This is a genomic window from Solidesulfovibrio magneticus RS-1, from assembly GCF_000010665.1.
GTDB lineage: Bacteria > Desulfobacterota > Desulfovibrionia > Desulfovibrionales > Desulfovibrionaceae > Solidesulfovibrio > Solidesulfovibrio magneticus.
This window is the reverse complement of the sequence record NC_012796.1, coordinates 2,413,513-2,431,005: the sequence shown is the minus strand read 5'-3', so window position 1 is coordinate 2,431,005 and position 17,493 is coordinate 2,413,513. Positions and strand designations below refer to the sequence as shown.

21 protein-coding genes are annotated in these 17,493 nt (G+C 66.0%); 17 read left to right on the top strand and 4 right to left on the bottom strand.

The window, feature by feature from the left end; translation table 11 throughout:
* Positions 1 to 89: 89 nt before the first annotated feature.
* The 7 genes from DMR_RS10230 to DMR_RS10200 all read left to right on the top strand — a co-directional run bounded on the left by DMR_RS10230 (position 90) and on the right by DMR_RS10200 (position 6,185).
* Complete coding sequence (locus DMR_RS10230; RefSeq protein ID WP_015860831.1) at positions 90 to 548, top strand: CBS domain-containing protein; 459 nt, start codon at positions 90 to 92, stop codon at positions 546 to 548.
* A gap of 211 nt (positions 549 to 759) precedes the next feature.
* The gene (locus DMR_RS10225) at positions 760 to 1,227 is read left to right on the top strand and encodes a cytochrome c3 family protein (RefSeq protein WP_015860830.1); all 468 of its coding nucleotides are present in this window, start codon (positions 760 to 762) and stop codon (positions 1,225 to 1,227) included.
* A 451-nt stretch (positions 1,228 to 1,678) separates the two neighbouring features.
* Complete coding sequence (locus tag DMR_RS10220) at positions 1,679 to 2,320, top strand: cyclase family protein (protein WP_015860829.1); 642 nt, start codon at positions 1,679 to 1,681, stop codon at positions 2,318 to 2,320.
* 160 nt (positions 2,321 to 2,480) lie between these two features.
* Positions 2,481 to 3,575, top strand: a complete 1,095-nt coding sequence (locus DMR_RS10215; protein ID WP_015860828.1) for a FecCD family ABC transporter permease — start codon at positions 2,481 to 2,483, stop codon at positions 3,573 to 3,575.
* Positions 3,572 to 4,342 (top strand): ABC transporter ATP-binding protein, encoded by a 771-nt coding sequence (locus tag DMR_RS10210; protein ID WP_015860827.1) that lies wholly within the window; start codon positions 3,572 to 3,574, stop codon positions 4,340 to 4,342. The genes DMR_RS10215 and DMR_RS10210 overlap by 4 nt, the downstream gene beginning before the upstream one ends.
* 27 nt (positions 4,343 to 4,369) lie before the next feature.
* On the top strand, positions 4,370 to 5,476 hold the full coding sequence (locus DMR_RS10205) for an iron ABC transporter substrate-binding protein (protein ID WP_015860826.1): 1,107 nt from the start codon (positions 4,370 to 4,372) through the stop codon (positions 5,474 to 5,476).
* 100 nt (positions 5,477 to 5,576) lie between these two features.
* Positions 5,577 to 6,185 (top strand): FmdE family protein, encoded by a 609-nt coding sequence (locus tag DMR_RS10200; protein ID WP_015860825.1) that lies wholly within the window; start codon positions 5,577 to 5,579, stop codon positions 6,183 to 6,185.
* A gap of 162 nt (positions 6,186 to 6,347) precedes the next feature.
* Here the strand turns inward: DMR_RS10200 and DMR_RS10195 are convergent, their stop codons facing one another.
* The gene (locus DMR_RS10195) at positions 6,348 to 7,574 is read right to left on the bottom strand and encodes a M24 family metallopeptidase (protein WP_015860824.1); all 1,227 of its coding nucleotides are present in this window, start codon (positions 7,572 to 7,574) and stop codon (positions 6,348 to 6,350) included.
* Positions 7,575 to 7,705: 131 nt separating this feature from the next.
* Here DMR_RS10195 and DMR_RS10190 point away from each other — a divergent pair, with 131 nt between their 5' ends.
* Positions 7,706 to 8,614: a DMT family transporter gene (locus DMR_RS10190; RefSeq protein ID WP_148208404.1), complete on the top strand. Its 909-nt coding sequence runs from the start codon at positions 7,706 to 7,708 to the stop codon at positions 8,612 to 8,614.
* 453 nt (positions 8,615 to 9,067) lie between these two features.
* Here DMR_RS10190 and mqnC read toward each other — a convergent pair whose 3' ends face one another.
* Positions 9,068 to 10,111, bottom strand: a complete 1,044-nt coding sequence (gene mqnC / locus DMR_RS10185; protein WP_015860822.1) for a cyclic dehypoxanthinyl futalosine synthase — start codon at positions 10,109 to 10,111, stop codon at positions 9,068 to 9,070.
* A 78-nt stretch (positions 10,112 to 10,189) separates the two neighbouring features.
* Between mqnC and DMR_RS10180 the strand changes: the two genes are divergently transcribed.
* The 9 genes from DMR_RS10180 to DMR_RS10140 all read left to right on the top strand — a co-directional run bounded on the left by DMR_RS10180 (position 10,190) and on the right by DMR_RS10140 (position 16,424).
* Positions 10,190 to 10,603 (top strand): CoA-binding protein, encoded by a 414-nt coding sequence (locus DMR_RS10180; RefSeq protein ID WP_015860821.1) that lies wholly within the window; start codon positions 10,190 to 10,192, stop codon positions 10,601 to 10,603.
* Positions 10,604 to 10,612: 9 nt separating this feature from the next.
* Positions 10,613 to 11,065, top strand: coding sequence for a YkgJ family cysteine cluster protein (locus DMR_RS10175; protein ID WP_015860820.1), 453 nt, complete (start codon positions 10,613 to 10,615; stop codon positions 11,063 to 11,065).
* Positions 11,066 to 11,077: 12 nt separating this feature from the next.
* The gene (locus tag DMR_RS10170) at positions 11,078 to 11,956 is read left to right on the top strand and encodes a J domain-containing protein (protein ID WP_015860819.1); all 879 of its coding nucleotides are present in this window, start codon (positions 11,078 to 11,080) and stop codon (positions 11,954 to 11,956) included.
* Between the two features lie 35 nt (positions 11,957 to 11,991).
* Positions 11,992 to 12,450, top strand: a complete 459-nt coding sequence (locus DMR_RS10165) for a hypothetical protein (RefSeq protein WP_015860818.1) — start codon at positions 11,992 to 11,994, stop codon at positions 12,448 to 12,450.
* A gap of 19 nt (positions 12,451 to 12,469) precedes the next feature.
* Complete coding sequence (locus DMR_RS10160) at positions 12,470 to 13,369, top strand: hypothetical protein (RefSeq protein WP_015860817.1); 900 nt, start codon at positions 12,470 to 12,472, stop codon at positions 13,367 to 13,369.
* Positions 13,370 to 13,420: 51 nt separating this feature from the next.
* Positions 13,421 to 14,866: a menaquinone biosynthesis decarboxylase gene (locus tag DMR_RS10155; RefSeq protein ID WP_015860816.1), complete on the top strand. Its 1,446-nt coding sequence runs from the start codon at positions 13,421 to 13,423 to the stop codon at positions 14,864 to 14,866.
* 172 nt (positions 14,867 to 15,038) lie between these two features.
* Positions 15,039 to 15,635 carry a DNA-3-methyladenine glycosylase I gene (locus tag DMR_RS10150; RefSeq protein ID WP_015860815.1) on the top strand — a complete coding sequence of 199 codons (597 nt, stop codon included), beginning with the start codon at positions 15,039 to 15,041 and terminating at the stop codon, positions 15,633 to 15,635.
* Between the two features lie 3 nt (positions 15,636 to 15,638).
* Entirely contained in the window at positions 15,639 to 16,139 is a 501-nt protein-coding gene (locus DMR_RS10145; RefSeq protein WP_015860814.1) for a DUF488 domain-containing protein, read from the top strand.
* A 48-nt stretch (positions 16,140 to 16,187) separates the two neighbouring features.
* The gene (locus tag DMR_RS10140; protein ID WP_015860813.1) at positions 16,188 to 16,424 is read left to right on the top strand and encodes a hypothetical protein; all 237 of its coding nucleotides are present in this window, start codon (positions 16,188 to 16,190) and stop codon (positions 16,422 to 16,424) included.
* A 151-nt stretch (positions 16,425 to 16,575) separates the two neighbouring features.
* Here the strand turns inward: DMR_RS10140 and DMR_RS10135 are convergent, their stop codons facing one another.
* Positions 16,576 to 16,773, bottom strand: coding sequence for a YwbE family protein (locus DMR_RS10135; protein WP_015860812.1), 198 nt, complete (start codon positions 16,771 to 16,773; stop codon positions 16,576 to 16,578).
* On the bottom strand, positions 16,770 to 17,465 hold the full coding sequence (locus DMR_RS10130) for a methyltransferase domain-containing protein (protein ID WP_015860811.1): 696 nt from the start codon (positions 17,463 to 17,465) through the stop codon (positions 16,770 to 16,772). Before DMR_RS10130 ends, DMR_RS10135 begins: the two co-directional genes overlap by 4 nt.
* Between the last annotated feature and the right edge of the window lie 28 nt (positions 17,466 to 17,493).

Here is a 17,493-nt window from a genome sequence, read left to right as displayed (position 1 = left end):
AAACAGAATTTCCGCCTCAAGTCAACGCCTTGCGCCTTGACACGGCCGGTGGTCGATGCCAACTCACGCAGATCACCAAGGAGGTGTTCATGCTGACTACTCGCGACCTCATGACCGAGGATCTCATCGCGTTGCGCCACGACGACAGCCTGTTGTCCGCCAAGCGGACCATGGAAGAGGCGCGCATCCGCCATCTGCCCATCATCGACGGTTCCGGGGCCTTTGTGGGGCTTGTCACCCACCGCGACCTGCTCGCCGCTTCGGTGTCCCGGCTGGCCGAGATCGACGCCCAGACCCAGGAGGACATCTACGCCGGCATCCCGCTGGGCGAAGTCATGCGCGCCGACGTGGCCATGGTCACCCCGGACCTGCCCCTGCGCCAGGCCGCCGAAGTGCTGCTGACCCAGAAATACGGCTGCCTGCCCGTGGTCGAGGGGGGCAAGCTCGTCGGCATACTGACCGCTTCGGACTTCATTCGCCTGAGCCTGGAGCTCATGGACGCCCTGGAGGCATCGGAAAAGCTCGAATGTTTGACCGAAAACGATTAACCCCGTGAATCCTTTGAAAAGCATTGTGCGTGCGCCGACTTTCACCCTGGCGGACAGCGTTTTTTGCCAAAAGAGTATTGACTTCCGGCTTGTGAAATTTTACGCTTTTCCACTGAATTACGGCGGCGGAGCAGTTGCCTGACGCCCCGCCTGCGTAGTCGCAGCGGCAAGGTCACTTTCACCGTTTCTTGGAGCTTAAGGAGGGAGTTGGATGCGTTCCAAGGTCATGCTTTCCGGGTTGATCGTTATGGTGTGCAGCCTGGCCCTGGCCACGGCGGCCTATTGCGAGGGCGGCAAGTTCAGCGACATCGTGGATGCCAAGTCCACCCTGTGCTACCCCCTCGAACTGACCTTCAAACGGCCGTCCGGGGTCCTCAAGACCAGCTTTGCCCCGGTCAAATTTTCCCACGGCCAACACGCTTCCGTAGCCTGCGTCACCTGCCACCACATGTGGGACGGCAAGGGTGAGATCCAGGGCTGCGCCGAAGCCGGCTGCCACGACAACCTGAAGGACCGCCAGGAAGCCACGTCCTACTTCCGCGCCTTCCACGACAAGAATGCCGACAACAGCTGCCTGGGCTGCCACATGAAGCTCAACGTGGAGCGCAAGGCCAAGGGCCAAAAGCCCCTGTCCGTGGCTCCCTGCTCCAACAACGGCTGCCACGTGGCCGCGAAGTAGCTTTTTCAGGCAACTATCGCCGCCAAGTAAACGCCCTCGCCTCGCGGGGGCGTTTTTTGTTGGGTTTCTCGCCTGTCTTCCCCGCGCGGGTTGTCCAGGCGAAGGGGCCTCGTGTCACGTCGATGATAAGCGCCTCTGACGCTTCGTTTGCAACAGACGAAAACCATTTATTTTTTTGACCTGTTGCAAGACAGGCACGACACTTTTCCGCTTCGCCGGCATCGAACCGGGCCGGCTCCACGGGGCCTCCCGAGCGGGAGCGCCCGTTGTCGATCGAAAGCCGCGATGCAAACTGCGGCAGGCAACCTATTGGTTCAGTCGGCCTTGCTCCCAGCCAAAGTCCCGCGTACGGTTTGAGGGGCTTTCCTTTTTGTGAAAGAAAGTACAAATGGCACGTTTCCATCCGATTGCAACCCGCTTTCCCCTGCCCCGCCATCGGCCAAGGAGCGCCATGCCAAGCCGTGTCATCGACATCTCGCTACCCCTGACCGCGACGCCCCCCGTGCCCGGCGATCCGCCTTTTACCCGCCGCCTGTTTCTCGACCAGGCCGCCCACGGCTGCGAAGCCGCCGTCTGGTCGATGAGCGCCCACGCCGCCGCCCATATCGACTTTCCGGCCCATTTCCTCCCTGGCGGTAAGCGGGCCGGCGACTATCCTGCCGAGGCCTTTTTCCTGCCGGCCGTGGTGGTGGACTGCGGCCAGGCCCTGCGCCTTGGCCCCGAACTCCTGGCCGCAGCCGATCCCCGGCCCGGCGAGGCCGTGCTTTTTGCCACCCGAAATTCCCGGGAACGCCGTTTCACCGGCCCGAATTTCCCGGCCGACTTCGCCGCCGTAACGCCGGCCCTGGCCCGGGAACTGACGGCCCGAGGCGTCGCGCTAGCCGGCCTTGACGCCATGAGCATCGAACCTCTGGATGATCCCGCCTATCCCGTCCACAACATCTTGCTTTCGGCCGGCATCCTCATCCTCGAAGGTCTTGATTTATCGCAGGCCCCGGTCGGCCGCTGCCGGCTTGTCTGCCTGCCCTTGGCCGTGCCCGAGGCCGAAGCCTCGGCGACGCGGGCCGTGCTCGTCGTTGAACCGGCCACGTAAAGGCCAAGCTACGGTCGTCGCCGCACCCCAATCTGCCCTGGGTGCCTCTCCACCCCACGCCGCAGACGCCGCCAGTCTTTTTATCGAATAAAAACGTATGAATTAGCACAAACGGCCCTTGTTGTTGCACGAACCATAAAGACGTGCTACCGATACCTTGATGTCCAACCCTCCTGCCGCCGCAACGTCGCTGGTCGCCAACCATCTGGCCCTCTCGCGGGCCAAGACGCTCCTGGCTCTGGGGCTGGGCGGCCTCCTGGCCCTTTTGGCCGGCTACGCCCTGACTGCCGGCCGCTACGACCTTTCGCTGTCCCAGATCGCCGGCCACCTGTTCGGCCAAAGCGCAGCCGGGCCGGCCGGGGTGGTGGTCATGGGCATCCGGCTGCCGCGCATCCTGGCCGCCGTCAGCGGCGGCTTTGCCCTGGCCGTGTCCGGGGCGCTGACCCAAAGCCTGCTCGGCAATCCGCTGGCCTCGCCGTTTACCCTGGGCATCAGCCACGCGGCCGCTTTTGGCGCGGCCTGCGGCATCGTCCTTTTCGGAGCCGGAGGATTTACCGCCAACGCCGTAGCCGGCTCGGCCGCTGAGATCGTGCGCATCGGCGCGGCGGCCACGGTTTCCGCTTGCGCCTTTGGCGGGGCGCTGGGAGCAACGGCGCTTATTGCCGCACTGACCACGCTTCGGCGGCTTTCGCCCCAGGCCATGATCCTGTGCGGCGTGGCCCTGTCCTCGCTTTTCACCGCCGGCACCATCCTCATCCAGTTTTTCGCCGACGACCTGCAGCTTGCCGCCATCGTCTATTGGACCTTCGGCGACGTGTCCCGTGCCGGCTGGGAGCAAATCGCGGCCATGGCCGGGGCTGGCGTCGCGGCCGGCGGTTTCGGCCTTATGGCCCGCCACGACCTCAACGCTCTACTGGCCGGCGAGGACGTGGCCCGAAGCGTGGGCGTGCGCGCCCTGCCCTTGCGTCTGGCCGGACTGGGACTGGCCGCCCTGGCCACCGGCGTGGTGGTCGCGGCCTGCGGCGTCATCGCGTTTCTGGGACTTCTCGCCCCGCACATCGCCCGACGGCTGGTCGGAGCCGACCACGGTCCTCTGGTGCTCCATAGCGGCTTGTGGGGCGCGCTGTTGTTGCTGGGGGCCGACACGGCCGGCCGGCAGCTGGCCGGCACGGGCGCGCTGCCGGTGGGGGTGCTCACCTCGTTTCTCGGCGCGCCGCTGTTTTTATTGCTGCTGTTGCGAGGAGGTCGGACATGACGCTTTGCGCCCACGACGTTGCCTGCGGCCACGGCCGCCGGGAAGTGCTGCGAAACGTCGATCTGCCCCTGCAAAAGGGTCTGGTGACCGCCGTGCTCGGGGTCAACGGAGCGGGCAAGTCCACCCTGCTGCGCTGCCTGGGCGGTTTGATCCGCCCCTTGCGCGGCCGGGTCACCCTGGACGGCCGGGACATGGCTGCTGTAAGCCGCCGGCAGATCGCCCGGCGCGTGGCTTACGTGCCCCAGTCCCAGCGGCCGGACAGTCTCACCGTATTCGAGGCCGTGCTGCTGGGCCGCCGGCCCCATATGGGCCTTGGTCCGTCGCGGCGCGACCTGGCCGCCGTGGAAAACGGCCTGACCGCCCTTGGCCTGGAGCCGCTCGCCTTCAAACGCCTGGAGGACCTCTCCGGCGGGGAACTCCAAAAAACGTCCATTGCCCGGGCCATGGTCCAGGAGCCGGACGTGCTGCTCCTCGACGAGCCGACCGCCAGCCTGGACCTGAAAAACACCGAGGACGTCCGAGCCATCGTGCGCCGGGCCGCTGCCGCGAAAGGCCTGACCGCCGTGGTCGTTCTCCACGACCTGTCCCAGGCCCTGCGCTTCGCCGACGTCTTTGTGTTGCTGCGCCGGGGCCGGGTCCATGCCGTGCTGGACCGCTCGGGCCTAGGTCCCCAAGTGGTGCGCGAGGTCTACGGCGTGGAGGTGGCCTTTGGCGAAGTGGGCGGTCATCCCGTGGTCATGCCCCTGGGCGTGGCCGACGCCGCCTGACGTAAACCCCTCAGCCAAGGAGACGTCATGCCTCGCCCGCTATTCGCCCTGGCCTGTCTGCTGGTCCTGCTCGCTACCGCCCTTTCGGCCTTGGCCGGCGAAACCCGAACCGTCACCGACGCCGCCGGCCGGTCGGTCACGGTCCCGGCCGCGCCAAAGCGCATCGTCTGCCTGGGACCGGGCTGTCTGCGCCTTATCGCCTACCTTCAGGCCACCGACCGCGTGGTCGGCATCGAGCGCTTCGAGACCGCCCGGCGCACGGGACGTCCCTACAACCTGGCCCACCCCGAGCTTTTAGCCCTGCCGGTCATCGGCCCGGGCGGCCCGCAGAGCATCGACAAGGAACCCGACCTGGAAGCGCTCTTGGCCGTGGCCCCGGAGGTCATCTTCGCCTCGACCATGGAACAGGGCACGGCCCAACGTCTTTCGGACAAGCTCGGCATCCCGGTGGTCGTCGTCAGCTACGGCGCGTTCGGACGCTACGATCCCAAGGTGTTCGACACTCTGGCCATGATGGGGGTGATTCTTGGCCGGGAAGCTCGGGCCAAGGAAGTAACCGATTTCCTGCAGTCCGCCGAGGCCGACGTGCGCGACCGGGCAGCCAAGGGGCTGGCCGCGCCGGGCTACGTCCGGCCGGGCGTGTATGTCGGCGGCACAGGGATGCGCGGCTCCCATGGCCTGACCAGCACCGACAATCCCTATCCGCCGCTGGACTGGCTCGGGGCCGACAACGTCGCCGCCAAACTGGTTAAGGAAGGACACGGCTTTCTCGACAAGGAGCAACTGCTCTCGCTGCGTCCCGACATCCTGTTCCTCGACGCCTCGGGTCTGGACGCCATGGCCGAGGAACTGTCCGGCCAGCCCGACTTCGCCCAAAGCCTGCCAGCCGTGGCCGCCGGCCGGGTCTACGTGGTTTATCCCTTCACCAGCTATCTGACCAACTTAGAGACCATCGTGGCCGACGCCTACGCCGCCGGCACGATTCTCTATCCCGAGGCCTTCGCCGACATCGATCCGGCCGCCAAGGCCGACTCGGTCTACGCCTTCATGGTCGGCCGCCCGGTCTACGCCGATATGGCCAAGGACTTCGGCCCTCTGGGCCGGACGTTTCCCATCACGAACAACACGCCGTAATCTCCTCGCCCCCTTAACCCATATCGGGGGTCCGGGGGGCTGAGCCCCCGGCCGCCGGAGGCATCTTCATCTTCCATATCAACACATTAGGAGCCCTCCCTTGCAAGACTTCACCGATATGCCAGCGTTGACCGCCCGGGCGGTGGATTACCACGGCCACATGTGCCCAGGGCTGGCCATCGGCATCCAGGCCGCGCGCCTGGGCCAGGCCGTGTGCGGCCGGGACGGCGACGAGGACATCGTGGCCGTGGTCGAAACCGACATGTGCGCCGTGGACGCCATCCAGGCCCTGCTCGGCTGCACCTTCGGCAAAGGCAACCTCGTCCACCGCGACTACGGCAAGACGGCCTTCACCTTCCACCGCCGCGCCGACGGTGCCGGCCTGCGCCTTGTTCTGCGCCCGGATGCCCTGGCCGCCGTTGATCCCGAATTCGCCGCCGTGCGCCAGGCCGCCAACACCGGCGACGCGGCCGCCCGTAAGAAACTGCCGGCCCTGGCCCGGCAATGCGCCGCGCGCGTCCTGGCCAGCGACCCCGAAAGTCTTTTCCTTCGAACCGCCCCCCAAACACCCCCGCCGCGCCGGGCAGCCATCCTCTCCAGCCTCGTCTGCCAGGCCTGTGGCGAATCCGTCATGGAATCGCGCACCCGCCGCTTTGCCGGCCAGACGCTGTGCATTCCGTGTTTTGGGAAGGTGGAGCAGAAGATCTAAGTAATAACAAACAGATAAGATGCCTCTGGGGGCCGGGGGCTTGAGGCCCCCGGCCCCCCCAAATGGGGGAATGGGGGGCGGTGGGGCAGGGGCGGTTGGCGGGAGCGCGGGGAGAACCGCCGTGGGGCGGGGAATGGCCCCGGCCCACGGCGAAGGGATGGGCTAGTCGGTGCAGAGGATCTCGTAACTCTGGCCGGTGAGGCACCGGCCGCCCTGTTCCGTCACCTCGAAGGTGTTCTCGACCCCGACCATGCCCAGGTCCGGGATGCCGAACTTGGGCTCCAGGGCCAAGGTCATGCCGGCCCGAAGGGGTTGATCGAAGCCCTTGGCCAACACCGGCCAGCCGTCGATGGTCAGCCCGATGCCGTGGCCCAGAAACCGGACCTGGTTTTCGCCCAGGCCCATGAAGCCTTCCGACAATCCGGCCTTGTCGGCCATCTCCAGGGACAAGGCGTAAAGCTCCGACGGGATCGCCCCGGGCACGAGACGCTCGGCCACGGCCTGTTGCACGGCCACGCACAGGTCATGCCCGCGCCGGGCCAGATCCGGGATGGCCGAAGCCTTGCCGGCGAAATAGATCTGCGTCTTGTCCGTGCTGTAGCCTTCCAGGGAAAAGCCGTTGTCGATGGTCAGCACCTGCCCCTTTTTCCAGACCGTGCCGGCGTAGCCGAAAAAGGGCAGGGCCGGATGCGCCCCGCGAAGCCCCACCGGCCCGTTGAAGACGCTGGGGTAGTTGGCCGAATCCCCCACCGCGATGTGCCCCAGAAAGATTTCCTCGCCATAGCTGCCCATGCGCAACTGGCCCTGGTGGCCAAGCTCGTAAAAGACGTCGAAACACGCGCCAGTGATCTCGCGCTCGGTCATGCCGGGTTTGATGCGCCCGGGCAGGCGCGCATACAGCCCCTCGTTGTGGCGCGCCCCGCACAGGCGCATCTTGGCCAGCTCCCACTCGGACTTGTAGGCCTGAGCCATGGCCAGGGCGGCGTCGCCGGAAACGAAGTTCACGCCCGGCAGGCGCGCGGTCAGGAGATTGGCCAGATTCCAGGGCAGGCCGGCCTGCTCGGCGGCGCAGATGGCGGCAAGCGGGCTGCCGGCCTGCTCGCACAGGGGCGCGATGTCCCCAAAGGAGCGAAAGTTCACGATAGTGGCCAGCGGCGACTCCAGCTCGGCCCGCTGCCGGCCCTTGCGGCACAGAAGCACGGGCGCGCCTTCAAGTGGCAGCCAGAGCAAGCCGTTGGCCCAGGAACCGGTGAGATAATAGATGGCCAGGCGCGAAAAAACGAGCAACCCGCCGGCCTGGGGGGCGGTTTCGGCCAACAACTGGCAGACGGTCGCCTGACGGGCGAGCATTTCCGATTCAGGCAGGCGTTCCAGCGCTTCAAACGTCATGTGATACCACTCCGTTGGGGTTGCAATAATCGGCCGGGGCGGGCATAGCCTCCGTCCGGGCGCGTCCCGGATGCCTTGACCAACGCATCCGGCGTATTTTCGCCGGGTTCAGGCCGCAAGGAAGGCCCATCGTGTCGCAGACAAACCGCGAAATGTCCTGGGCGGCCTTTTTCGCCCTGGTCGGTGCCTCTATTTTATGGGGCAGCTCCTTTATCGCCATGAAGATCGCCATGCGGGAATTTTCGCCGCTGCTGGCGGTCTTTTGCCGCATGGCCGTGGCCTCGGCCGTGTTCGCCCTCATCTGGAAGCGCATGGGCGGCTTCGCCGCCGGCCGGGCGGACTGGAAGGGCATCGTCTTCATGGCCTTTTGCGAGCCGTGCCTGTATTTCATCTTCGAGTCCCAGGCCCTGACCATGACCCAGGCTTCCCAGGCCGGCATGATCACCGCCATGTTGCCGGTGATGACGGCCGTGGCCGCTTCTTTCGTTCTTCAAGAAAAACTTGAAGTCCGGGCCATGACCGGCCTGCTCCTGGCCGTGGCCGGGGTGGCCGTCATGAGCCTGGCCGGCGAGGCCGGACCGCAGGCCCCGCGTCCCATCCTCGGCAATTTCCTGGAATTTTTGGCCATGTGCTGTGCCGTGGGCTACATCATCACCTGCAAGAAACTGGCGGCGCGCCACAAGCCGCTGTATCTCACGGCGGCCCAGAGCTTTGTCGGCATGGCCTTTTTTTCGCCGGCCCTGGTGTTCGCGCCCATGCCGGCCAAGTTGACCTTCGGGCCGGTGGCGGCCGTGTTTTTCCTGGGACTGGCCGTCACTTTCGTGGCCTACGGCCTGTACAACTACGGCGTTTGCAACGCCCCGGCGGCCAAGGCGGCGGCATTTATCAACCTCATCCCCGTCATCACCTGCCTGCTTTCCTGGCTCATCCTGGACGAAACCTTAAACGCCGGCCAACTCCTCGGCGGCGCGACCGTGCTCGGCGGCGTGGGCTTAAGCGCCCGCCCGGCGCGGAAGGGAAGGAAGACACACGGGGAGTAGGCAGTGGCAGCAGTAAGCAGGGGGAAAGCCTCCGGCGGCCAACGGGCTGCCGCCCTTTGGAATCCTGTTTGCGTTTAACAATTTCAAACGTCGGTGCCGTCGCGTTGGCGGTACACGGGGCAACAAACCAGAACCATTTACTTTTTTCCCTAGCGGGAAGCCAGAAGGGCAACTGCCGCCGGGTCTGCGATTCTCGGCAAGGGGGCGGCTGTCACGTTCCGGTCTCTGGCCAACCCAATCGCCGGGGCAACGCCCTAATCCCATAAATCGCTTTACCTTACTCCCCCGACCACCGAAACAATGGGGCGCAGCCAAATGCCATCTGCCAAAAGAGACGATCCAGCCGAAGAAAGGGCCAATCCGGCCCCCTTTTAAGCTTTTCCCCATGTGGGGGGGTCTGGGGGCCTCAGGCCCCCAGCCGCCGGAGGCCTCTTTTCTCCCTCCCCCATTCCCTCACCCTTCGCGGCGCGAGTAGTCCATGTTGCGGCGCACGGGTTCGAAGCCGGCCTTAACCACCAGCCGGCGCAGCTCTTCTTCTTCCATGCGGAAGTGGACGCCGGCGGCGGCCACCACGTTTTCCTCGATCATGGTGGAGCCGAAGTCGTTGGCCCCGAAATAGAGCGCGGTCTGGCCGATCATGGGGCCTTGGGTCACCCAGGAGGCCTGGATGTTGGGCACGTTGTCCAGGAACAGCCGCGACAGGGCCAGTGTGCGCAGGTATTCCCAGGAGGAGGTCTCGGGCACGGACAGGGCCGTGTTGCCGGGCTGGAAAGTCCAGGGAATGAAGGCCGTGAAGCCGCCAGTCCTGTCTTGCAGATCGCGGATGCGCAGCAGGTGTTCCAGCCGGTGTTCGATGGTCTCGCCCAGGCCGATGACCATGGTGGCGGTGGAGCGAAGGCCCTGTTTGTGGGCTTCGGCCATGACGCCGATCCAGGCGTCGGCCGGGGATTTCTTGGGCGAGACGTGGCTGCGAATGGGATCGGCGAGGATTTCCGCCCCGCCGCCGGGCAGTGAGGCCAGTCCGGCGGCCTTGAGTTCGGCCAGGACCTCGGCTATGGACAGCCCTTCCATTTCGGCCAGGAAAACAATTTCCGGCGGCGAGAAGCCGTGCACGGCCACGCTCGGGAATTGCCTGCGCAGCCCGGACAGCATGTCGGTGTAAAAGCCCAACCGCAGTTCGGGATGCATCCCGCCCTGGAGCAGGATCTGCCAGCCGCCGAGTTCTACGGTCTCGGCCACCTTGGCGGCCAATTCCTCGGGCGAAAGCACGTAGCCGCCCGGCTGGCCGGGGGCCTTGAAAAAGGCGCAAAACCGGCAGCCGCAGGCGCAAATATTGGTATAATTGATGTTGCGGTCCACGATGTAGGTGACCACCGGCTCGGGATGCAGGGCGAGTCGGGCGGCGTGGGCCAATTTGCCCAGGGAAAAGACGTCCTCGTTTTCCCAAAGGGCGCGGGCCTGGTCCAGGCTTAAGCGGGCTATGGCGCGATCCGACATGGTGCGGTTGACCTCCAGGCAGTGATGCCGCCAAGCCGATACACTTTTTTGCCGCAAACGAAAACACCCGGAGACCTGATGCTCTACGCCGACTCGACGCTCAAGGAACTGCTTGCCCCGGGCAAGACCATCGCCCTTATCGGGGCCAAGGACCGTCCCGGCACGGACGTGGACATGGTCGGGCGCTTTCTTTTAAACGCCGGCTTCCGGGTCATTCCGGTGCATCCGGCCCGGGCCGAGGTCTGGGGCATCCCGGCCCGCAAGACCCTGGCCGAGATCGACGAACCCATTGATCTGGTCAATTTGTTTCGTGCCCCCGAGGCCTGCCCCGGCCATGCCGCCGAGGTGCTGGCCCTGGGGCACAGGCCAGCTTGCTTCTGGATGCAGACGGGCATCGCCAGCCCCGAGGCCCGGGTCATGCTGGCGCCGACGGGCGTCGTTGTCGTGGAAGATCGTTGCACCATGGTTGAATACCGCCGCCTTTGGGGATAGGAAGTGGAAATGCCGACCGTCACCGCCTTTGTCTGTCAACGTTGCGGCCACTGCTGTCAGGGCGTGGGCGGCATCGTCATGTCCGCCGCCGACATTGCGCGGCTGGCCGGCCACGTAAAACTTGACCACGAGACGTTTCTTTCGCGCTATGCCGAGTTCGTCGGCGGCCGGCAACGGCTGGTCACCGGCGACGACGACTATTGCATTTTTTATGCGCAAGGGTGCTCGGTGCATCCGGCCCGTCCCGACGTGTGCCGAGCCTGGCCGTACTTTCGCGGCAACATCATCGACGCCGACAGCCACGCCATGGCCGCCGAGGACTGCCCGGGCATCAACATGCAGGCCCCCCACGCCGAATTTGCCAGGCAAGGCCGCGACTATCTGACCAGCCGGGGACTTTGCCGGCCCCGGGGAGCCGACGTGCCCGAGGCCCTGGTCGAGACCTGTCCGGACAACCCTTAAGGCGGCGCGGCCATGGGCGGACAGGATTCCATGCGCTTGGATCAGGCGCGCGCCCTGCTCGGGGTTTCCGCCCGCGACGACATCGAGGCCGTCAAATCGGCCTATCGCAAGCTCGCCTTCAAGCTCCACCCGGATCTGCATCCCGACGATCCGGCGGCCAAACGCAAGTTCCAGCGCTTAAACGAAGCCTACCTGCTCCTGCGCCACTTTCTGGCCGACCGCGACGACACGGCCGGCTACAGGCAGCCGGGCGAAGAGGCCAAAAGCGCCGGCCCCAAGGCGTCGCCGGGTCCGGGCGCGAGCGCGCGGACTTCCCGCCCCGGCGGCCCGCCGCCTCCTCCTCCCCCGCCGCCGCCGGGAGCCGAGGCCGGGGCGCGCCAGCAGCAGAGAAAGGCCAAGCAGGCCTACACCAAGGCCTCCAAGGACAACGCCGACGCCGGGTTCTATTTCCGCCGCGAGGAAGTGCTCCAGGACCTGCTCAAGGATCCTTTTGCCCGTCAGGTCTTTGAGGACATCTACCGGCAAGTGAAAAGCGGCCCCCAGCGCACCGCTAGAAAGGTGGCAGCCAAGGGCGCGCGGGAAATGTCGTTCAGCTGGGGCGACAAGGCCGTATCCTTTGACATGTCCAAGGGTTTCCTGGAAAATCTCAAGGGATACTTTAGAAAACAGCTTGACGACGAACAGACCGTGCATCTGCCCAGCGCCAGTCTGCTCCCCGGCACCCGCATACGAGTCGGCATCCGACATGGCCTGGGCAATACCAAGCCGACCATGGTGGAAGTCACCCTGCCGCCGGATTTCGTGGTGGGCCGGCCCATCCGCCTCAAGGGCATGGGCCGGCGCATCGGCCCCATGCGCGGCGATCTGTACCTGCGCCTTTTGGCCAAATAACGCCCGTCGCCAACAGCCTCCAAAGGAGGTTCGCCATGCCCCGTTGCTTCCTTGTTCCGTTCACGGCGGCTCTTGTCGCTCTTATCTGCCTGCCCGCCCTGGCCCGCGCCGCCGGTCCCGAACGCGTAGGCGGCCCCTGCCGCTATGAGAGCTACCCTGGCACGGCCACCTTCGTGGACGTCAAGCCCTGGCAGCCCGAATCCCCCACGGCCGGCGTGCCCACGCCCTACCCGCCCCTGACCGTGACCTTCCAGTTCGTGCCCAACCAGCCCATCACGAACGAGCCGCTCTACAGACCCGGGGCCGTCCACACCTTCACCCTCATCAACTCCATGCCGCCCGGACCGCGCTTCGCCGCCAAATACGGCATCATGGCCGGGGCTGCCGTACCCTGCCAGCTGCGCGTTATCCGCGAGGGGACCTGCACGCCGGTGGTGTTCGAATTTCCGGGCATCGACCGGGCCGATTACTTCGAACTGACCGGCAAGCCCTAAAGCAAAGGACACTCCATCCATGCGCGTCTCGGGGGGCACTTCCGGCGGCACGCCGTCCGGCGGCGACGGCCGGGACCGCTCCGATCCCCAAACCTTCAAGCGCGGCAGGCAAGTCGGGCAGATCGTGCGCGGCCGGCTCCTCGCGCCCGGCCCCCAGGGCCTGTTCTGGGTGAACCTGGCCGGTCACAAGCTGCTGGCCGCCCTGGACCACGAACCAAGCCCGGGACGGGAACTCGTGTTTCGCATCGAACGTCTGGAGCCGGAACTGCTCCTCCGCGACATCACCCCGCCGCCCTCGGCCGTGGACGATCCGGTCCTGCTCCTGGCCGCCCTGGCTGAAACCCGCTCCCGCTTTGAAGCCTTGCTGCATCGTGGGCCAGACCTGTTCGCCGCGCCAATCCCGCCCGATCCAAATGCACCCGGGGCAAACGCGCCCCTGGCCCCACTGGCTGCCCGAAAACGCCTTTTCGATTGGCTGACGTCCACCCCCGAAGCGGCCGGCCTTTACGGTCGCCTGCGGGAACTGCTGCGTCTGGCCCGGCCCTTTCTGCCAACTCAGGTCGGACGGCCGGTCTACCTTCCCTGGGCGTTTCCCGGTCTCGACGCCAGCGAAGGCCTGGTCACCCGGTCCGGCCGCGCGTTCACCTTGCGGCTCTTTGGCCGGCTGGCCGAGGCCGGCCGGGTTTCCGGAATCTTTTCCCTGTCCATGGGCCGGGCCAGTTACCGGCTGTCCCTGGAGCGTCCCGAGGCCGGCGAGAGGCTCGTCGCCGCCCTGGCCGCCGTGCGCCTGGGCCGACGCGAGCTTGCGCCGGTCTGCGTGCATCTCGGGCCGCTTGCCCCGGCCGAGGCCGGCGGGCTTTTCGCGCCGCTTATCGCCGGCGCGGCCCGGCCCTTTACGGGGCTGCGGCTTCGCGTATAAAAGCCCTTACCGGCGGCCACGCCGGATCGACCACACCCGGAGCGTTCACGCATGGCGTACAAGGATTTGCAGGAATTTTTGCGGCTTTTGGACAAAAAGGGCGAACTGAGGCGCATTGCCGCGCCGCTGGACCCGTATCTGGAAATCGCCGAGGTCACCGACCGGGTGTCCAAGGCCGTGGGCCCAGCGCTTTTCTTCGAAAATCCCAAGGGTTCGCGCTTCCCGGTGGTGACCAATGCCTTCGGGTCCTTCCCGCGCATGAACCTGGCCCTGGAGTCCGAGGACCTCGACGCCCTGGGCCGGCGCATCGACGACGTGTTGGAGATGGAAAAGCCCGAAGGGCTCATCGACAAGCTCAAAATGTTGCCCAAGCTCGCCAAAATGGCCGGCATCTTCCCCAAGACCGTGCAAAGCGCCCCCTGTCAGGACGTGGTCCTGACCGGCGACGCCGTGGACCTGTCCATCCTGCCGGTGCTCACCACCTGGCCCGGCGACGCCGGCCCGTTCATCACCTTCCCGGTGGTCATCACCAAGGACCCCGAGACCGGCAAACGCAACGTCGGCATGTACCGGATGCAGGTCTTCGACAAGACCACCACCGGCATGCACTGGCATCGCCACAAAGGCTGCGCCGCCCACTACCGGCTGGCCGAAAAGCGCGGCAAGCGCCTTGAGGTCGCCGTGGCCATCGGCCCGGACCCGGCCTGCACCTACGCCGCCACCGCCCCCCTGCCCGACGACATCGACGAATTCCTCTTCGCCGGCTTCCTGCGCCAGAAGGCCGTGGAACTCGTGCAGTGCAAGACCGTGGACTTGCAGGTTCCGGCCAACAGCCAGTTCGTGCTCGAAGGCTACGTCGAACCCGGCGAGCGCCGACGCGAAGGCCCGTTTGGCGACCACACCGGCTACTACTCCCTGGCCGACGACTACCCGGTCTTCCACGTCACGGCCATCACCCACCGCAAGGACGCCGTCTACCCGGCCACCCTGGTCGGCCAGCCGCCCATGGAAGACACCTACATGGGCAAGGCCACCGAGCGCCTGTTCTTGCCGCTCATCAAAAAGCAGTTGCCCGAAATCACCGACATGAGCCTGCCTGTGGAAGGCGTGTTCCACAACTTCTGCTTCGTCTCCATCGACAAGCGCTACCCCGGCCAGACCCGCAAGATCATGTACGCCATCTGGGGCCTGGGCCAGATGATGTTCACCAAGTTCATCGTCGTGGTCGATGCCGAGGTCAACGTGCAAAACACGGCCGAAGTCTGGTGGCGCGTGGGCAACAACGTCGATCCGCGCCGCGACGTGGTCATCGTGGACGGGCCGCTGGACGCCCTGGACCACAGCGCGCCCATGGCCTGCTTCGGCGGCAAGATGGGCATCGACGCCACGAAAAAAGGCCCCGAGGAAGGCCATACCCGGGGCTGGCCCGACGCCCTGGCCATGGACCCGGCCACCAAGGCCCGCATCGACGCGGTCTGGGGTGAATTGGGGTTGTAATGCCTCCGGCGGCCAGGAGAGACGCTGCCTCTCCTGGACCTCTCCGCTGGGGGCCGCGGGCCCCCAGACCCCCCAAATGGTTTCAGGGGCATCACCGTGGGTTGCCAGAAAATCATGGACGCTTGCAGGGCTTGAGCGTTTTTGCTTTTCGCCCTGTTCCCGACAGAGGACAATGAGGATGCATATAGACGTTGCCGACAAGCCTCGGTGTCCCTGGTGCGGGGAGTTGCCGCTGTACGTGCGCTACCATGACGAGGAATGGGGCGCGCCGCTCCATGACGACCGGGCGCTCTTCGAACTGCTCATCCTCGAAGGGGCCCAGGCCGGCCTGTCGTGGCTCACGGTGCTCAAACGCCGGGAAGGCTACCGCACGGCCTACCAAGGCTTCGATCCGGCCCGCATCGCCGCCTATGGCCCGGCCGATCAGGCCCGGCTCCTGGCCGATGCCGGCATCATCCGCAACAAAGCCAAGGTGGCGGCGTCCGTGAAAAACGCCCAGGCCTTCCTGGCCGTGCAGGAGGCCTTCGGCTCGTTCGACGCCTACCTCTGGGGCTTTACGGACGGCAAGCCGGTCATCGGCGGCTGGGACGACATCAAGCAGGTTCCGGCCGTGACGCCCCTGGCCGAAACCCTGAGCCGCGATCTCAAGAAGCGCGGCTTCGGCTTTGTCGGCCCCACCATCGTCTACGCTTTTCTCCAGGCCGCCGGACTGGTCAACGACCACCTGCGCGGCTGCTTCCGTTTCCGGGAGCTGACCGGGGAGGTCTAAGGGATGGCCGCCAAGCCGCTGGCCCGCCCGCCCATCCATACCATCGGGCATGGCGGCCTGGAGCGGGTCGTGTTTTTAAGCCTGCTGGCCCGTCAGGGCGTCAACATGGTCATCGACGTGCGCAGCGCCCCGACCTCGCACTACATGCCGCAGTTTTCCAGGGAACTCCTGGAGCCGTCCCTTGGGCTCTGGGGCGTGCGCTACGTCTACATGGGCCGGGAACTCGGCGCGCGTCCGGTCGGCACGCCCATCGAGGCGGCGGTGTCCTTTGTGCGCGGCATCGAGCGGATCATGCAGTACTGGCGGCAGGCCTGGCGCTTGACCCTGCTGTGCGCCGAGGAAGACCCCAGGCGCTGCTGTCGGGCCGGACGCATCGCCCCGGAACTTCTCGCCCGGGGCGCGCGCGTGGTCCACATCCGGGGCGACGGCCGCCTGGAACCGCATACGCCGGCCTGGAACGATTTTGCCCTGGCCTGTCCCCTGCACGACAGGGATTGCCAATAATCATCGGGCCAGCGCCCTGACGCCGGCCAAAGCGCAAGGAGAAACAACGTGTCCCAGGAGTGGGTGACGGTATCGAGTTTCGCGGCCCCGTCTCGGCCCGAGGCAGGCTTTGACGCCATTGTGGCGGCCGACGTGGCTCGCTGGCACGGAGAGGCCCAAAGCGCTGGTCTTGATCCCAAGGCCCATGTGCGCCTGTCGCGCCAAAACGGCGAGGTGGCGGTGGAAATCAGCCCCGAACTCGACGCCGCCTTTACCCCGGTGCAGACCTTGTGGCGGGCGGAGTAGATCGTCCGGTCAGTCGGTCAGCCACGCAGACGATGCCCACGGCCGACCGATGATGCCAGCCTGCTTCGGCGACCGGATCGAGGTCGGTCAGACGATGCTTCCGGCCGACCGGTGATGCCAGCCCTGGCTACGGCGGCCGGCTTGCAGTCGGTCAGTCGAGGATGCGATGCACCCGGCCAACTTGGCCGTCGGTCAGCCGCACCTTGATGCCCCGGGTGTGGACCGGGGCCTTGGTGAGCAGGTCGCGCACCACGCCTTCAGTCAGCGCCCCGGTGCGCTGATCCTTCTTGAGCACGATGGCCACGCGTTGCCCGGGCCGGATGTTCTCGCGGCGGGTGGGATCGCTCATGCGCCCGCCGCCGGCACGAAACGCAGGAACTTGCGCGGCTTTTCATAGCCCTCGGCCATGGGCGAAATGGGTTCCATGCGCCAGCGCGGGGCCAGGAAGTCGCGTACGTAGTCGAGCAGCAGGAAATCGCCGCCACGTATGTAGCGTTCGGGATAAAGCCGGCCCAGGGCCTCGGGCGTGGTCCCCAGTTCCTTGCGGATCCAGTAGATCTTTTGCACCGAGACAATGAGTTCCCGGTCCGAGAGCTTTTCCAGGAAGGCCAGGGCCGGGGCCACCCGGTTTTCCACGATAAAGGTCTTGCCGATAAATTCCACCAGCATGGCGATGTCGAACTTGCGGCCAAGCAGCGAGCAGGCCGGGTCGTCGATGTCGTGGCAGGCAAAGCCCACGTTATCCAGGCCGAAATGCCGTTGCAGCAGCCGGCAGCCGTCGAGCACCCGGGGTTCGCGGTCCACGCCGGTCACGGCCGCCGCGCCTTGCCGTCTGGCCTGGAAGGTGAAAAAGCCGAAATTGCAGCCGAGATCGATCACGGTGCGGCCGGCGAAGTCGATGCGGCCGAAGTCGTCAAGAATGTCCTGGTCGATGTGTTCCTTGCCCGGCACGAGGACGGAGAAATCCGCATCATAGACCGTACGGTAGCGATGCTGAGGCTCGATGGCCTGGGCCAGGGACAGGAATTGGGCAAGGGGCATGGCGTCTCCGGATAAAATGGATTGACTA

Excerpts from the sequence above, each read along its gene's own strand:
- DMR_RS10180 (WP_015860821.1), top strand. The coding sequence starts at position 10,190 with ATGCTCTACGCCGACTCGACGCTCAAGGAACTGCTTGCCCCGGGCAAG.
- DMR_RS10225 (WP_015860830.1), top strand. The coding sequence starts at position 760 with ATGCGTTCCAAGGTCATGCTTTCCGGGTTGATCGTTATGGTGTGCAGC.
- DMR_RS10230 (WP_015860831.1), top strand. The coding sequence starts at position 90 with ATGCTGACTACTCGCGACCTCATGACCGAGGATCTCATCGCGTTGCGC.
- DMR_RS10145 (WP_015860814.1), top strand. The coding sequence starts at position 15,639 with ATGGCCGCCAAGCCGCTGGCCCGCCCGCCCATCCATACCATCGGGCAT.
- DMR_RS10165 (WP_015860818.1), top strand. The coding sequence starts at position 11,992 with ATGCCCCGTTGCTTCCTTGTTCCGTTCACGGCGGCTCTTGTCGCTCTT.
- DMR_RS10195 (WP_015860824.1), bottom strand. The coding sequence starts at position 7,574 with ATGACGTTTGAAGCGCTGGAACGCCTGCCTGAATCGGAAATGCTCGCC.
- DMR_RS10150 (WP_015860815.1), top strand. The coding sequence starts at position 15,039 with ATGAGGATGCATATAGACGTTGCCGACAAGCCTCGGTGTCCCTGGTGC.
- DMR_RS10210 (WP_015860827.1), top strand. The coding sequence starts at position 3,572 with ATGACGCTTTGCGCCCACGACGTTGCCTGCGGCCACGGCCGCCGGGAA.
- DMR_RS10135 (WP_015860812.1), bottom strand. The coding sequence starts at position 16,773 with ATGAGCGATCCCACCCGCCGCGAGAACATCCGGCCCGGGCAACGCGTG.
- DMR_RS10155 (WP_015860816.1), top strand. The coding sequence starts at position 13,421 with ATGGCGTACAAGGATTTGCAGGAATTTTTGCGGCTTTTGGACAAAAAG.
- DMR_RS10175 (WP_015860820.1), top strand. The coding sequence starts at position 10,613 with ATGCCGACCGTCACCGCCTTTGTCTGTCAACGTTGCGGCCACTGCTGT.
- DMR_RS10205 (WP_015860826.1), top strand. The coding sequence starts at position 4,370 with ATGCCTCGCCCGCTATTCGCCCTGGCCTGTCTGCTGGTCCTGCTCGCT.
- DMR_RS10130 (WP_015860811.1), bottom strand. The coding sequence starts at position 17,465 with ATGCCCCTTGCCCAATTCCTGTCCCTGGCCCAGGCCATCGAGCCTCAG.
- mqnC (WP_015860822.1), bottom strand. The coding sequence starts at position 10,111 with ATGTCGGATCGCGCCATAGCCCGCTTAAGCCTGGACCAGGCCCGCGCC.
- DMR_RS10170 (WP_015860819.1), top strand. The coding sequence starts at position 11,078 with ATGGGCGGACAGGATTCCATGCGCTTGGATCAGGCGCGCGCCCTGCTC.
- DMR_RS10220 (WP_015860829.1), top strand. The coding sequence starts at position 1,679 with ATGCCAAGCCGTGTCATCGACATCTCGCTACCCCTGACCGCGACGCCC.
- DMR_RS10215 (WP_015860828.1), top strand. The coding sequence starts at position 2,481 with ATGTCCAACCCTCCTGCCGCCGCAACGTCGCTGGTCGCCAACCATCTG.
- DMR_RS10160 (WP_015860817.1), top strand. The coding sequence starts at position 12,470 with ATGCGCGTCTCGGGGGGCACTTCCGGCGGCACGCCGTCCGGCGGCGAC.